Below are 13,207 nucleotides of genomic sequence, written 5' to 3'. Positions count from 1 at the left end.
CCGCTCTCCCCCCCCCACCGGGCACCGGGCTGGCGTCCCCCCCCCGGGGCGCCCCGGCACCACCCCCGCCCCCCCCCCCCCCCCCCCCCCCCCCCCCCCCCCCCCCGCCCGCGGGGGTAGCTCGCCCGAGACCCGCGCGCACGTGTGGATCGTCGCGTCGTCCACGCGCCCGCGGGGGTAGCTCTGGCGTGACGCCCACGCCTGGTGGTGACCGCGAGTCGTCCCCGCGCCCGCGGGGGTAGCTCCTGCTGGCGGTTGGTGTTGTCCACGCAGTCGTCGTCCCCGCGCGCTCCGAGGGGGGAGCTCCCCCCGGAGGGCAGCATCGGCGGCATCGGCCGGTCGTCCCCACGCCCGCAGGGGTAGCTCCGTGCCGCACTGGAGGTACGAGGCGGTCAGGTCCTCGTCCTCGTGCCTGCGGCGGTAGCTCCTGCATCAGCTTGTTCTTTAACGTTTCAACGATCAGGGGTTGGAGCTGATCAGAGCTTCAGCGGCCCGTAGGTGCCGTTCCCGAAGGTGAAGATGGTCGGCTCCGCGTCGTACTCCTCGCGGAAGTATCCGCCGTAGCCGGGTTCCTCGATGTGGGGTGCGAGCAGGTCGAGGATGGTGACGAGTTCGCCCATCTCGTCGTCGAGCCAGTAGTTGCGGCTGAACAGGCCCCAGGCATAGAGCTCGCGGCCGGCCACGGAAACGCGGGACTGACGCCGCAGGGACGCGAAGTCTCCTCCGGGCAGGCGGCCGTCCGGGTCCGGGGCGAGGACCGGGTATGAGTGCTCGTCCGGGTCGAGCCCGGTCGGGCGCTCGGCGGTCAGACCGAGGTGCCACCGCAGGGCGTTCAGGACCGTGTCGGGGGTGTCGTCCCGGAGAAAGCAGGTGAAGACGACTTCGAAGTGGAGGCTCACGGGACCGCATTCTGCCCGGCGCGGCCGACAGGTCCGGAACCGGCGCTCTGCAGTCTGACGTGATCGCGTTCGAGCAGGGTCTCCGGGCGCCTGACGGTCTTGCCCACGTCGTAGCGGGTGGCCGACTGTTGGTTCTTCGAGCCGGGCGGCCTGCCGGGGCCGGGACGGGTGGGTTTGGGCGCACGAGCCGGGCAGGGCAAGGCCGGGCGGAGGTTTCTGAACCCCCGGCGGACGCGGGCCGGGGTGAGTCTGTTCGGTACCGTCGGCCGTTCCCAGGGGCGGCGGACGTCTTCGGCGAGTTGCCGGGCGAGACGAAGCTGGGTGTGCGCGACGATGGTCAGCCACGTCCACCGGTCCGCCGCTTCCGGCGTGCGGAGCTTCGGCCGCGTCCAGCCGAGCGTCTGCTTGATCATGCGGAACGTGTGCTCCAAGTCGAATCTCTGCAGGAATGCCTGCCAGCGCAGATCGATGTCGGAGCCGGTCATGCCGGTGGCGGAGGACCACAGCCACAGCGGTAGCGGGTCTCCGCCGCCGGGCAGGCGGTCGACCTCCAGACGGAACAATGTTCCCTCGATGATCGGGAGTTCACTGTCGTGGTCGATCCAGGCGGAGCGAGTGGTGAGCCGAGGGGGGCGGTTCCAGGCCATCGCTCGGGCTGTGCCGTAGCGGTCGGTGACCTGGACGGTCGCTGTGTCGGCTTCGCCCCAGGTCTCGGGCTTGGCGAAGCGGAACTCCCTGCCGTGCTTCGGCGGGCGTCCGCCTTGGGGATAGGCCCGGGCGCACTCCATCTGCGTGGGTGTGGGTCGGCGCATGACGCGGTCCGCGCGCATCCGGCCCAGGACCTAGACGTGCAGCCCGTCGAGAAGGTAGGCCATGCGCGGGGCGTCGTAGTCGGCGTCGAAGACGACCAGGACGTCCCGATCGCCCTTGCGCCACTGCCCGCGGGCGATCAGATCCTCGACAACGCGGCGGACCTGGCGGGCGGTGACCTCGGCGACGTCGTCCTCGGGGCCGAGCCGGACCGCGTCCAGCAGCTGACACCTGAAGCCTTCCCGCTGGGGCAGGTCGCGCCGGATCCAGTCGCAGACGATGGAGTAGTGGCACGCGTAATCCTCGGGCGGTGAATCTCCCGGTGTAGGTCGAGGACGGTCACTTTCCCGTCGGTCTCGTCCCAGCGTTCGGCCAGGTAGGGCTTGAACGGATCGAGCTTGCTCGGGAGCTGCCGCTTGCGGCCCTTTGACCATGTCCTGCCAGCGGGCCGCGCGTGCATACCGCTGCACGGTGTGCCGTCCCCAGTCCAGATGCTGAGTGATGCCCCGCAGGCTTATGCCCTGGGCGAGGAGTTCGTGAACGAGAGCATGGTGGACGCGGCTCGCTCAGCGAACTTGCCTTTCGGTGCGTCCGTTTCGTCGATCTGGCCGGGGCTCGCCCCGGTCGGCGTCTTCCAGGCCGGCTCCGGCTCTGGGCCCGGCAGCGGCAGGTCGCGCAGGCATCGCGGGCCCGCCTGCCGCGTCGTAACGGGTGGCTGGCCGCTGGTTCTTCGAGCCGAGCGGCCTGCCGGGGCCGGGCCAGGTGGGTTTGGGTGCACTGGTGGCACTGGGCCGCTGCTGGGCCGGTAGTGGCGTCCGCGAAATGCGCGAGCCCAAGATCGAGGCTCGCACGAGCATCCTCGAGGCGGCCTTGCAGCGCGCGGACCGCCACCGGCATGGGCGTGCTGGCGAACATCGACTGCCTGATCACCTCGTCCAGCCGCCGGTGGCCGACCAGGCCATCGCCTTCGTCCGCTCCGCGCTTCACCAGGCCGACGGACGCGCCGTTGAAGAGGTCGCCGCCCGGCTGACGCGAACCGAGGGATGCACGCGGCAGGTGGGCTGCCTGGTCTTCGCCGACGCCACCGACGACCAAGGAGACGACCCCGAGGGCGGCGGCGACGATGCCGAGAACGTCGAGTCCCACCCCAGCAACGTCAGCCTGGATTCGCTGTTGGACGAGATAGCCAAGCTGAAGCAGGTCAGGGTGCTTACGGTGCTGACTGACGCCTATTGATACGGTCGGCGGTCAGATGGTCACCGACGGTGCATCGGATCCGATAGAGGAGATGCAGAGGCATGCGTGTTCGGGCAGTGGCGGGAGTGTTGGCGCTGGCGGCGGTATCGCTGGCTGCCTGCAGCGGCCAGTCAGACGGCGGCCACGCGGACAGGAACGGCAGTCCTCGGAGCCCCTTTCAGCAGACGCAGTCCCTCGCGAAACTGAGTGTGCCGGCCGCTTACGACGCGGGTGAGGGATGGGACATAGAACTCAGCGCTCCGAAGGGGGCGGGGCCGGTGCACTCGCCCGTGGCGGCCGTGCCCGGCGCGGGTGAGGTTGCCAGCATTCAGGGGGCTTCTAGCGGCTACACCACCATCGTGCGAGCCGCTGACACGGGGCGGATCAAGTGGTCTTCAGCGCCATGGAACGCGCCCATGGCCAGCGATACCGAGCAAGCGCCGGGTGTGACGGTTGTCGATCAGGATGGCCGCGAGTACATCGTCACATACGCCCAAGGCGTGCGGGGGAAGGACGCACTGCACGACGGCACCCCGGTGGTCAGCCTGGCGGTGTACGCCGCTGATGGGCAGGGGACGTCGGAGAAGCCGCTACGCCAGATCGATCTGCCGGTCGAAGGAGAGCCTTTGGTGCAGGTGTCCGCCTACGGTGGCCGGGTGCTAGTCGGCCTGGGAAACATGGTCAACCCGGGTCCGTATCCGGAACGCTCGGTTGCGGTGAACGTGGTGACAGGCCAGAGCACCGCCTACAACCATCCCGACGAACTGTTGTCCCCGTGCGGCCAGGCTGACTGTGCGGGGGGCCGTGTCATCGCGGCCACGGCGGAAGGCCCGTTGGTTGGGGTGGACAACGGAGGGTTCGGCCTGGTGGGCCACTGGTTCAGCGACTCTGTGCGCCCGAGCGGAACCGAACGGACCGGCGACCTCGCTCCCTTCAACGGAATGGCCTACGGCGTCACCGACGGCCATGTGCTCGCCGGCTGGCAGGCCCCGGACAAAGAGGACGGCACTGCCGCCGATCCGGTGTGGTCCGTGCACGATCTGGCAACAGGACGTCTTCAGGCATCCATGACCTGCGGCTACGCCCTGGACAACGACATCAACGCGGGCAACTACGGATCCAACCGCGAGTACAACATCGTTGCATCACCCGACGGTCGCTATCTCGCCGCCGGGCCCGTCGTCTTCGACCTGCACCGCAAGAAGGGCATCTGTCTGGCCAAGAGCGGCGACCGCAAAGCCATCGCGATCGTCTCGATCCGCGACGATGGAACCGCCTACGGAGCGGTCCAGGAGGACTCGACTGCCCAAGGCAGGGAACCCGCCCCCGTACAGGTAGACCTCAACGAGGGCCCGGACACTGCGAAGGTCCTCGCCCGCGGCACCCGTGTGCCATTGGTGACCAGCGTAAAGAGCGCGGGACTCTTCCTGAGCCGGGACAGCGAGGGAGCCCTACGCATTTCCCTGCGTCGCGAACGATGATGCTTACCGTCCCCGCTGATCGCGCGCCTGAACGACAGGCAGTCGGTGCACTGGGAGGAGGAGGCTGCAGTTCCGGACCGGAACGGCCTGGCAGGACGTGCCCGAGCGGTACGGCTCCTGGGCCACTCTGCACACCCGCTTCGGCCGGTGGGCCAAAGACGGCACCTTCGAGCACATGCTCCGGGCCGCCCAGGCCGAGACCGACGAAGGGGCAACTCCATGACACGCTTCGACGACCTGCTTTCCAGGGCCTACCTCGTCAAGGAAACGCACCGTGCCCCGCGATGTCCTGGCGCTTCGAACGCCGAGGCCGGGCCCTGGACTTCGGCCGGCCGCCCCGGCATGACCTGCGCGAGAAAATGAACGCGATTCTCTACGTGGACCGCACCGGCTGCCAGTGGGCCTACCTCCCGCACGACTTCCCGCCCCACCAGACGGTCTACGGCTACTTCGCGAAATGGCAGACCGACGGCATCTTCGCCCAGCTCAGCGGCATGTTAAGGGAGTTGATGCGCCAGCAGGAAGGCAAGCGCCGCCACTCCTCGGCCCGCGTGATCGACGCCCAGGGCATCAAGTCCTCCACCTCCGTCCCGCCAAGACTCAGGGCACCGACGCGGCCAAGAAGATCGTGGGCCGCAAGCGCAGCATCATCACCGACACCCTCGGCCTGCTGCTGGCGGTGCTGGTCACCGCGGCCGGCGTTCAGGACTCCGCCGCCGGCCGCCCCCTCCTGGAGCGGGCCGCCACCGACCACCCCACTCTGCGCAAGGTCTGGTCGACGGCGACTACCGCAAGCACTTCGTCGCGTATGCTGCCGCCCTCGGCGTCGACCTCGAAATCCCCCCGGGACCAGGGGATCCGCCCCGATCCCGAAGCGGTGGACGGTCGCGCGGACCTACGGCTGGCTCATGCTGCACCGGCGCCTGGCGCGTGACTACGAAACCCACCCGCACCGCTCCGAAGCCATGATTCATCTCGCCATGACCGATCTGATGGCCCGCCGCCTCACCGGCGAGACCACCATCTCCTGGCGTGACCCGACATCACCGGATCAAATTCACATCCCGGGATGAAACATCGGGAGAAAATGACCTCTAAGGCGCGACTGTATGCGTGACCTGCAGCAGTCGTGATCACATGGGCGCCGAACCGGGCCCGGCGCGCGCAACGAGCTGTACGGCTTCGGCGTGGCCGTGTCCATAGACCGTGCGTGGCGTCGGGCACGCCACTACGAGCTGGGGGTCGACCGCCCCAACCGGTGTGGGTGCAGATCTCCTCAGGGGGTCTGCATCCGCTCTCGATCTTCACTGTGTTAGAGGTATCGACGCCTCTCTGGCGGACCCCATAGGATGCGGCGCTCAATTCACCGAGATCAAGCAAAGAGGGGGGCGCGGAATGCTACTGACGTGCCGGAAGTGTCGGCAGCGCGAAGTTGCTTGGGACGGGATCAAAGGACTGTGTCCGGTCTGTCAGCAGGAGAGTGACTTGTCGAAGCCGCCTGAGCGTCGCGGGCGCAATGACAAGGCGGTGTTGCTGGTCCAGTCCAAGGTGAGTCCCGGGCGTGTTTCGATGACGGGCCCACTGCTCACGGTACTGGCTGCAGCCGCGGCGACCGTCGTCAGCGAGGCCGTGCGGTTCTCCGCCGAGCGCACGCGGGCACACCAATGGGCCTTGGCCGCCGCTAACAACGGCTATGATCGGCAGACTTTGCACAGCGCACTCCAAACGATCAACACCACGAGCATGTTGCGCTTCTTGGTCTTCATGGCAGTTCTGTACGCCTACCAGCGGTGGGCGCGAGCCGGCCACGCGAACGCCATGTCACGCACCGACATCGGGCTGGGATGGTCCAGAGCCCTGCCAGGCGGCCGCGGAGCCGTCTGGACTTACGGCGCGTGGTTCCTGTCGGTTTTCGCTGCGGCCTACGTCTCGTTCGTGGTCAACTCCAATCTCCAAACGCCCAGCGACTACGAGACCGCGGCGAACGTCGACGCCATCTACGGCCTGGCCCGGATCTCCCTGGCCGTGCTACTGAGCGTGTTCGTGGTGCAGTTGACCCTTGGGCTGAACAGGCTGCTGGCCACGCCACAGGCGACCGACGTGGCCGACCGGCCCGTCGAGCTGCAGACCATCGACGAGGAGTAATGTCCCACGCCTGGTCACAGCGTCGGCAGGGGCGGACGGGGCCATGCCCTGGGGGATGGGCTCGGAGGCTGGCTCGGTGGTGGTCTGCTGCTGGCCGAGGGCGGCTGGACCGCCCCGGACGAGCAGCAGGAGCTGGTGGACGCCTCAGCTCAGAGCGAGGCGCTTCAGCGCGGTCGTCTAGTGCCGCATCAGCCAACGTTCGCCCTGTCGGCTACCTCTCGTGGGCGGGCGTCGGCTGTGGCCAGTTGGTCCGTGATCTCCTCGGCGGTCAAGACGAGTGCGAAGCCTTTGCGTAGGACGGCGAGTTCTGGTTCCTGCCGGGACTCGTCATCTGTGGCCGTGACATCTGCCCCGAACACGACCTTGTAGCCCCGTTCGTATGCCTGCCGGGCTGTGGTGCCACAGCAGTAGTTGGTGAGCGTTCCCGTGACAATGACCGTGTCGCGGCCGAGGTTGCGGAGCATCGTGTCGAGCGGGGTGTCGTAGAACGCCCCGTAGGAGGGCTTACGGATCAGGGCCTCGTCGGGGCGGCGACCCATCTGGTCCCACACCTCGGCCGGGCCCGGCCGACGCCACTCGGTGTCGGCGTGCGGAAGGTAACGCAGGGCCTTCGGCCGGTCCAGTCCGAGATGCGTGTCGTCGAAGATGGTCCAGATCACCGGGATCGAGGCGGATCGGCATCCCTCGACCAGCCGGCGCAGTCTTGGTGCCATCCGGGTCGCCGCCGGCACCCAGTAAGGGCTCCAGCCGGGCCGGACGAATTCGTCCTGCATGTCGATGACCAGTAACGCCGTGCGCTCCGGCCGTATGTCGAAGGATGCCCGGCCGTGCTCGTAGGCGTCACGCGCCCGCGCGGTCACCCATTCCTCGGTATACGACATCCTCACCTCCCTACATCGATTCGAGATACCTCGTTTCGATGTGCGAGAGTAGCAGCATGCTGGAACTCGCGATCCTGGGATTCCTGGCCGACGGGCCGCTGCACGGCTACCAACTGCGCCGTCGGATAGCGCACCTGTCCGGCCACACCCGACCAGTCAGCGACGGCAGCCTCTATCCAGCGATCAACCGCCTCGTCCACGCCGGGCTTCTGGACCGCAGAGCCGAGCCGGGCGCCTCGGCCGCCCAGCGCCACACCCTGAGCCTGACCGCCGCCGGCCGCACCGAGCTCCTGCGCCGGCTGCGGGAGGCCGACGGCCTGGACATCAGCGACAGCACCCGGTACTTCACCATCCTGGCCTTCCTCTCCCAGCTCCCCGACACCGCCGACCAGCACGCGGTGCTCCGCCGGCGCCTGGAATTCCTGCAACAGCCCTCAAGCTTCTTCCACGACGGCGAGCGCCCACTGCGCGCTGAGGAAACCAGCGACCCCTACCGTCGCGGCATGCTCACCATCGCCCGCGCCACCAGCCACGCGGAACAGTCCTGGCTACGGGAAATCCTGGGCTGACGACACCGGCAGGCCCCGCCGGTCCGCGCCCTGGACAATTCGGAGTCGAGAAGATGGACGGGTGACGGTCCTCGACATCCGCGACGCCGTACGCGGCGTGTGCGAGGCGGGGCGCCTGACGGCCGCCGCTACGGGGTGCCGTCGACGCCCGACGATGCTGCGTTCGGCGTGCCGACCTTCCGGCGGTAGCGGCCCTGCGCGGCCTGCTCGGAGTCCACACCGGGCGCGGCGGCGATCTGCCGGAACGTCAGCAGCGGCTTGCCCGTGCGAGTGCTGACTGTGCGGGCGGCCAGCAGCAGGGCACCCTCCAGGCCCTCCAGGTCGTCGTGGGCGACCTGGAGCAGGGCGAGCGCGGCAGCCACGTCGCCCGCAGGGTCTTCGGGCACCTCAGTGATGCCCGAGGTCTCCCTCCAGCGCGGAATCGCAGGCGAACACGCGCTGAGCCTGGTGGGCGTGGACTGCGTGCAGGAGGGCGGTGATCGATGCGTGCGGAGTGCGTTCGCGGATCTGCGGGAGGTCATCCTCGCCCGGCCCGTGACCGGCAGTCAGGCCGGAGGGGGACCGGGCCGCGGCCGGTACTTGGCACCTCGGTGCAGGGTGATTGCCGATGGGCCGCCACGGTGGTCATGGACGGAGCGCGGGCCCGGTCAGAACACGTCGGTGGTCCACAGGAGGTCCATATCCCATGCGATGTCCAGGGATTCCTTCGCTCCCTGATACCACGCACGTTGCGCGGTGTCGTCCGGCACGGTGTGAAGTGCCGCGAGCACATCGGCCGGCATCCATGCTCCACCCCAGTGACCCAGCCAGGTCCCAGGCGTCTTGGCGGGTTCCGGGGTTGGCGGTATGGCGTAGCCCTCGCTCCGGAGAATCTTCAGAGCGATATCCCGTTGATTCCTCATCAGATGCTGTGGGGAGAAGATTCCGTAGGAATCCAGACTGATTCTGTTCCCGTTCAGGTAGGCCTCCCATGCCGCCTCCGCCGTGGGCTGATCACGCCAATCGACCACGGGGATCTCCACGGAGGGCCGCGCCGCCCACGGGCTGCCGGTACTCGCGCGCACTTCCTGCGGTGCGGATCCCACCACGACGAATGCGAGCTCGTGGCACGGGACAGGGAGCTCGATGCTCTGTCCCGTCCCGCTGTCCCAGGTGGTCGTCATTCCCGCCGCGATCCGGACGATGTACTCGCCATCGTCAAGTCCCTCATGCGCGTCGAACAGAGCGTCCTCGCGTATCTCGGCCGGCACGCCGTCCCGATTGAAGAACTTCCGGATCGGAGGGCCTCCCGTCGCAGAAACGATCTCGAAGTCGTAGTTGCCCGGGCTGCCCAGGTCGCGGCCGAGTGCGTAGGACGAAACCCGACAGGCAATACCGTCTTTCACCACGTACGTCTTCCGGGCCAGACCGCAGGTGATGAACTTGCGACCCTCAGACGTAGGAACTCTCACCTCCAAGCGCGTCTGCATCAGGTGCAGGCCGTCCTGAGACACCGTCTCCACCCAGTCGGTGTGGATCCTCCCGTTGGTCATGCTGCTCTCCCTGCCGTTCGGTGCGAGTGGATTCGATGCCCGGCCGCGGGCAGGGCCCGATGCCGTCCGGCCCGGAGGTGGGCGGTCACGGTGTGCCGGATGTCGGTCTCCGGGGTGAGGGACAACGCGACGGTGGCCTTGCCGCTGCTCAAAGCGCATCTACGGGCTCGTAGAGCACGTCGGTTCTGAGTATTGTTTTCGTACCCTCAAGAAGCGGGGCCGAGTCGTGAAGCGTCCGATGCCAGAAGAGGAGCGCATCGCCCGGTTCGGGCCGGTGGGCACTCAATATTTCCTCAGGCTTCGCGAGCCGCGGCCAGTCAGAGAAGTCACGTTGCGCAAAGGGGAGATCGTTCTGCTTATCGGCGATGAACCGCGTTTCTCCGCCCACGCCCTCATACGACAGGTAGATGACGACCGTCAGGAGAGTGCGCCTTCCGTCGGGGGCGAAATAGGGCGAATCGTAGTGCGGGACGATGAATCCGCCGTGTTCGTACGTGATGAAGCGCATGCGTGGATTGACGGCCGCCGGCCTCCAGGGTATTCCGTCCGAATCCGTCGGATCGTCCGGTCCCACTTCAAGCGATAGAAGCGTCCGCAGCCTGCGGTAGAATTCTGCCGCCAGGGATGTGGATTCGGCGGTGGCGCGGCGATGAGCGACCGGATCTCCCTCTGCATAGTTGGCCGCAATGCCGTCGCGACCTACTGGGGCAAAGCGCTGGGCGGCCAGTTCGGTGGCGAATACCTCCACTTCGGCCGGAGTGAGGAAATGGCGAATCACCTTGGCCTTTGGGATCTCCGATTCGATCGGGGTCCATGAGTCATCGGCAGATATTCGGCTCAGTGCTTCTTCGGAGAGCTCGAAGGGATTCACCGGCATTTCGAACATGATCACTTCTCCGTGCTGAGGCCGTCGTCGATCCCGACGTGGCCATGGGCCCAACGGTCCGGAACGGGGAGCGGGGACCGCTGGGCGATTATCGTCACGATGACGATATTAGGTCGGGATGAGCCCGCAAAGCAAGCAGGACGTACCCAACGCGGCGGAGAGGGCCGGGAGACGGGGCGGGGGCCGGCTCAGGGGACTACCGAGGCGAGGTAGTCCCACGCGGCGCTGGGCTGCTCCGTACTGGAGCGGCTGACGCCATTGAGGGCGTCGACCTTGCCGGGCACCGACCAGGTGCGAGTTCCCTCCGCGCGCGCCCTTCGCACGTTAGGGTCGTAATGTCCGCAGGGGCGAGGGCAGCGCCGCCTGGCACGAACTCCAGCCGGACTGCTGCCGCTTCATGCCGGCATGACACGTCAGCCCGCGCCTGCGGTGTGCCGTTGCGCACCTGGCCGACGTCACCCCAAGGCACCTGGTTCACCTAGCACTAACGGTTTCCGCTTGAGGCCGGCCGCGGGTCACGGCGGCCGGTGATGGCCTGGAGCCGTCGGTGCCCGTGGATTTCTCGCGCGAGGTGCTCGATGGGTACCGCATGATGGCCCCCCGACCACAACTCTCATGGGGGGACCATGAAGGCCCGCACCATCGCGACCGGACTGCTCGCAGCTGCCACCCTCTCACTCACCGCGTGCTCCGGTTCCGACTCACCCGCCGCCCCGGCCAAGCCGAAGACGCTGCCCGGCACAGTACAGGCAACGCCCGCTCACCTCACCGCCAAGCAGGCCGCCGCTGTGCTCGCCGAAGCCACTGGCGTCACCACCCTGGGAAACCCGACCGACAACACCGCCTCCTGCTCCGAGAAGGCTGCCGGTAGAGAGCCCGCCCCGGCGTCCGACTGCCTGCAGCTCATCACCACCGACACCGTGTCGATCTACGAGTACCCGGCGCCCAGAATCGCCGCCCACCGAGTGGAGTTCATGGCCAGCAAGGACTGGCAGCAGGTCGGCCGGTTCGCCCTCGCCTGGAATACCCGCAACCAGAAACGCACCGACGCCGCCCGCCGCGCCGAACTGGTGCAAGCCCTCCAGGTAGTGACCGCCGCCCGGCCGTGACGACGCGTCGACGGCGAAACCGCCAAGATCGGTGCCTGGCTGGCCGAGGGCCGCCCAAGCACCGCTCCGGCCAGCCCCCTGAAGCGGGGCGCGCGCCTGGTCGCGGCTCGGTGGGCTCATTGGAAGGATGCGTTGAACAGGGCGTATTCAAGCAGGTCGGGCGAGGTGTTGGACGGCCAGTTACCCGTTGCTGCTGCGTGACTGGCGGCCGCCTGCATGAAGGAGAGGTAGACCGCGTAGCGGTGCGGTGACCAGTTCCTGTCCCGCCAGACCCAGCTGGCGATCGAGCCGTCGGGGTCGTGGCCGGTCTCCCGGCCGACCGCCTGGGCCAGGGACCGCAGACGCCGGGCCAGAACCCGGTCGAGGATGAGCGGCTGGGGGCCGGTCGCCGGCGCAACCGTCTTGCCGGCGAAGTACAGGAACTTGGTGTAGAACGACGGACCAAACCCGGGAACGAGGCCCTGGAGCCCTGCGTAAGCAGCTTCTGCGCTGCGCTCGCTCAACGTGGCGACCGCACGGGCCAGGGCAGTATCCAGGCCCTCGAAGGCCAGAATTTTTCGCAAGGAGGCAGGGCCGCTGCCGCCGGGGGAGCCGCTTTTCCCCTTCCCCCACACGTAGGTGGCGACCAGAGCTTCCCGGAAGGCATCGCGCCGCAGGGCGTCCGCAACGATCGATGCCGCCTGCGCCCGGCTGATTGCGGCATCACCGGCGTCAGATGTGGAAGCCAGTGCCCGGGGCCAGGGGGTGATCTGTGCCCACCGGCTGGGGGTGTAGCGAACCGTGTGGGCGCCTGGTGTCCCGTCCGTGAACCTCATTTCATTCCGGCTCCACCAGCGGCTCAGTGCCTGCAGTGCAGGATCGGGCAGCAGGCGGGTGGCCATTTCCCGGTCCACCGCGTCCGCCCGGCCTTGTCTGTTCATATTCCGTCCCGAGGCCTTCTGTTCAACATGGCTTCTCTGCCCGCGTCTGCTCGCGTGGGGCGAGGGTTCCGAAAGCACGGCTGCCCTCACACGCCGCGCGCCAGCACGGATGCACGGGGTTTTCCTGTCGGGTGGTCGGGGCGGCCGCGTGGGCAGGGGCACAACGACCTGCTGGGCCTCGCAGCCCGGTCAGCCTGGCCGTCCGCCGTCCTGCGACGGGTCTGCTGACCCGCGCCGGGGGGGGCTTGAACCAGTAGCGGACGCCGTGGTGGTGGGAGCAGGTGCCCGGGGAGTGCCGTGAGTACGAGGGCGAGGCGTCCTTGCACTTCGCGGTCTCGTACTTGTTGCTGGGCTTCTTGCCGTGTGTCCAGCCGCATACCCCGGTGGTGTGGTGGGCGGTGTTGGTGGATGGCAGCGTCGCCGCGGACGCGCGGGTGCGCTCATGAAGACGCCCGCGACGGCGATGGCCATGACTGAGGCGGCAAGGCGAGCACGCAAAAGGGCCCCCTGAAGTCGAGCAGGTGCAGGGGGACTCTATCTAGCTTTCAACCGCTTATGGGTGCGTTTGGGCTTATACCGTCGCGCACAAGGAGGTACGACGTGAGACTCGGAGGCCTTGCCGGACGACCCCGGCAACGCTGGCTCACGCCGCCAGATTCCTCTGGCTGGTCCTGCATTTTGAGGATCGTGGCGGTCTTCTCGACGCTCTGGTGGAGGCCATGCAGGGTGCAGGAGTGCT

Annotated in this window: 13 protein-coding genes and 2 pseudogenes; 7 read left to right on the top strand and 8 right to left on the bottom strand. The window is 67.9% G+C overall.

The window, feature by feature from the left end:
• Positions 1–476: 476 nt before the first annotated feature.
• Positions 477–899, bottom strand: a complete 423-nt coding sequence (locus ACFVIU_RS37785) for a hypothetical protein (RefSeq protein WP_385848229.1) — start codon at positions 897–899, stop codon at positions 477–479.
• Positions 896–1,939 (bottom strand): annotated as a pseudogene (locus tag ACFVIU_RS37780) (transposase); the annotation flags it as partial. The pseudogene ACFVIU_RS37780 and the gene ACFVIU_RS37785, both read right to left, overlap by 4 nt.
• A 592-nt stretch (positions 1,940–2,531) precedes the next feature.
• Here ACFVIU_RS37780 and ACFVIU_RS37775 point away from each other — a divergent pair.
• The 5 genes and pseudogenes from ACFVIU_RS37775 (at position 2,532) to ACFVIU_RS37755 (ending at position 6,571) form a co-directional block, all read left to right on the top strand.
• A complete protein-coding gene (locus ACFVIU_RS37775) occupies positions 2,532–2,945 on the top strand; it encodes a hypothetical protein (RefSeq protein ID WP_385848228.1) in 414 nt (137 codons plus the stop codon).
• Between the two features lie 416 nt (positions 2,946–3,361).
• A complete protein-coding gene (locus ACFVIU_RS37770; RefSeq protein ID WP_385848226.1) occupies positions 3,362–4,426 on the top strand; it encodes a hypothetical protein in 1,065 nt (354 codons plus the stop codon).
• Positions 4,427–4,490: 64 nt separating this feature from the next.
• Entirely contained in the window at positions 4,491–4,649 is a 159-nt protein-coding gene (locus tag ACFVIU_RS37765) for a transposase (protein WP_385848232.1), read from the top strand.
• Between the two features lie 64 nt (positions 4,650–4,713).
• A pseudogene (locus ACFVIU_RS37760) lies at positions 4,714–5,499 on the top strand (IS5 family transposase); the annotation flags it as partial.
• A gap of 412 nt (positions 5,500–5,911) precedes the next feature.
• On the top strand, positions 5,912–6,571 hold the full coding sequence (locus ACFVIU_RS37755) for a hypothetical protein (RefSeq protein WP_385848225.1): 660 nt from the start codon (positions 5,912–5,914) through the stop codon (positions 6,569–6,571).
• A 188-nt stretch (positions 6,572–6,759) separates the two neighbouring features.
• Here ACFVIU_RS37755 and ACFVIU_RS37750 read toward each other — a convergent pair whose 3' ends face one another.
• Positions 6,760–7,452 (bottom strand): cysteine hydrolase family protein, encoded by a 693-nt coding sequence (locus ACFVIU_RS37750; protein ID WP_385848224.1) that lies wholly within the window; start codon positions 7,450–7,452, stop codon positions 6,760–6,762.
• A gap of 56 nt (positions 7,453–7,508) precedes the next feature.
• Between ACFVIU_RS37750 and ACFVIU_RS37745 the strand changes: the two genes are divergently transcribed.
• Complete coding sequence (locus tag ACFVIU_RS37745) at positions 7,509–8,021, top strand: PadR family transcriptional regulator (RefSeq protein WP_385848222.1); 513 nt, start codon at positions 7,509–7,511, stop codon at positions 8,019–8,021.
• A 128-nt stretch (positions 8,022–8,149) separates the two neighbouring features.
• On the opposite strand, the gene ACFVIU_RS37740 is transcribed toward ACFVIU_RS37745, so the two are convergent.
• From ACFVIU_RS37740 to ACFVIU_RS37730, 3 genes are all read right to left on the bottom strand, one after another.
• Entirely contained in the window at positions 8,150–8,407 is a 258-nt protein-coding gene (locus ACFVIU_RS37740; protein WP_385848220.1) for a hypothetical protein, read from the bottom strand.
• A gap of 261 nt (positions 8,408–8,668) precedes the next feature.
• On the bottom strand, positions 8,669–9,553 hold the full coding sequence (locus ACFVIU_RS37735; RefSeq protein WP_385848218.1) for a hypothetical protein: 885 nt from the start codon (positions 9,551–9,553) through the stop codon (positions 8,669–8,671).
• A gap of 148 nt (positions 9,554–9,701) precedes the next feature.
• The gene (locus ACFVIU_RS37730; protein ID WP_385848217.1) at positions 9,702–10,439 is read right to left on the bottom strand and encodes a 2OG-Fe(II) oxygenase; all 738 of its coding nucleotides are present in this window, start codon (positions 10,437–10,439) and stop codon (positions 9,702–9,704) included.
• A 626-nt stretch (positions 10,440–11,065) separates the two neighbouring features.
• Here ACFVIU_RS37730 and ACFVIU_RS37725 point away from each other — a divergent pair.
• The gene (locus ACFVIU_RS37725; RefSeq protein ID WP_385848216.1) at positions 11,066–11,548 is read left to right on the top strand and encodes a hypothetical protein; all 483 of its coding nucleotides are present in this window, start codon (positions 11,066–11,068) and stop codon (positions 11,546–11,548) included.
• A 116-nt stretch (positions 11,549–11,664) separates the two neighbouring features.
• On the opposite strand, the gene ACFVIU_RS37720 is transcribed toward ACFVIU_RS37725, so the two are convergent.
• Positions 11,665–12,468 carry a hypothetical protein gene (locus ACFVIU_RS37720; RefSeq protein ID WP_385848214.1) on the bottom strand — a complete coding sequence of 268 codons (804 nt, stop codon included), beginning with the start codon at positions 12,466–12,468 and terminating at the stop codon, positions 11,665–11,667.
• A 22-nt stretch (positions 12,469–12,490) separates the two neighbouring features.
• Positions 12,491–12,883: a DUF3761 domain-containing protein gene (locus ACFVIU_RS37715; RefSeq protein ID WP_385848230.1), complete on the bottom strand. Its 393-nt coding sequence runs from the start codon at positions 12,881–12,883 to the stop codon at positions 12,491–12,493.
• Positions 12,884–13,207: the final 324 nt, after the last annotated feature.

Origin of the sequence: Streptomyces sp. NPDC127190 (assembly GCF_042672505.1) — a bacterium.
Taxonomy (GTDB): Bacteria; Actinomycetota; Actinomycetes; order Streptomycetales; family Streptomycetaceae; genus Streptomyces.
This window is presented reverse-complemented; position numbering and strand designations above follow the sequence as displayed.

Coding starts and splice junctions, on each gene's coding strand:
- ACFVIU_RS37775 (WP_385848228.1), top strand. CDS start 2,532: ATGCGCGAGCCCAAGATCGAGGCTCGCACGAGCATCCTCGAGGCGGCC.
- ACFVIU_RS37770 (WP_385848226.1), top strand. CDS start 3,362: ATGGCCAGCGATACCGAGCAAGCGCCGGGTGTGACGGTTGTCGATCAG.
- ACFVIU_RS37750 (WP_385848224.1), bottom strand. CDS start 7,452: ATGTCGTATACCGAGGAATGGGTGACCGCGCGGGCGCGTGACGCCTAC.
- ACFVIU_RS37745 (WP_385848222.1), top strand. CDS start 7,509: ATGCTGGAACTCGCGATCCTGGGATTCCTGGCCGACGGGCCGCTGCAC.
- ACFVIU_RS37735 (WP_385848218.1), bottom strand. CDS start 9,553: ATGACCAACGGGAGGATCCACACCGACTGGGTGGAGACGGTGTCTCAG.
- ACFVIU_RS37730 (WP_385848217.1), bottom strand. CDS start 10,439: ATGTTCGAAATGCCGGTGAATCCCTTCGAGCTCTCCGAAGAAGCACTG.
- ACFVIU_RS37725 (WP_385848216.1), top strand. CDS start 11,066: ATGAAGGCCCGCACCATCGCGACCGGACTGCTCGCAGCTGCCACCCTC.
- ACFVIU_RS37720 (WP_385848214.1), bottom strand. CDS start 12,468: ATGAACAGACAAGGCCGGGCGGACGCGGTGGACCGGGAAATGGCCACC.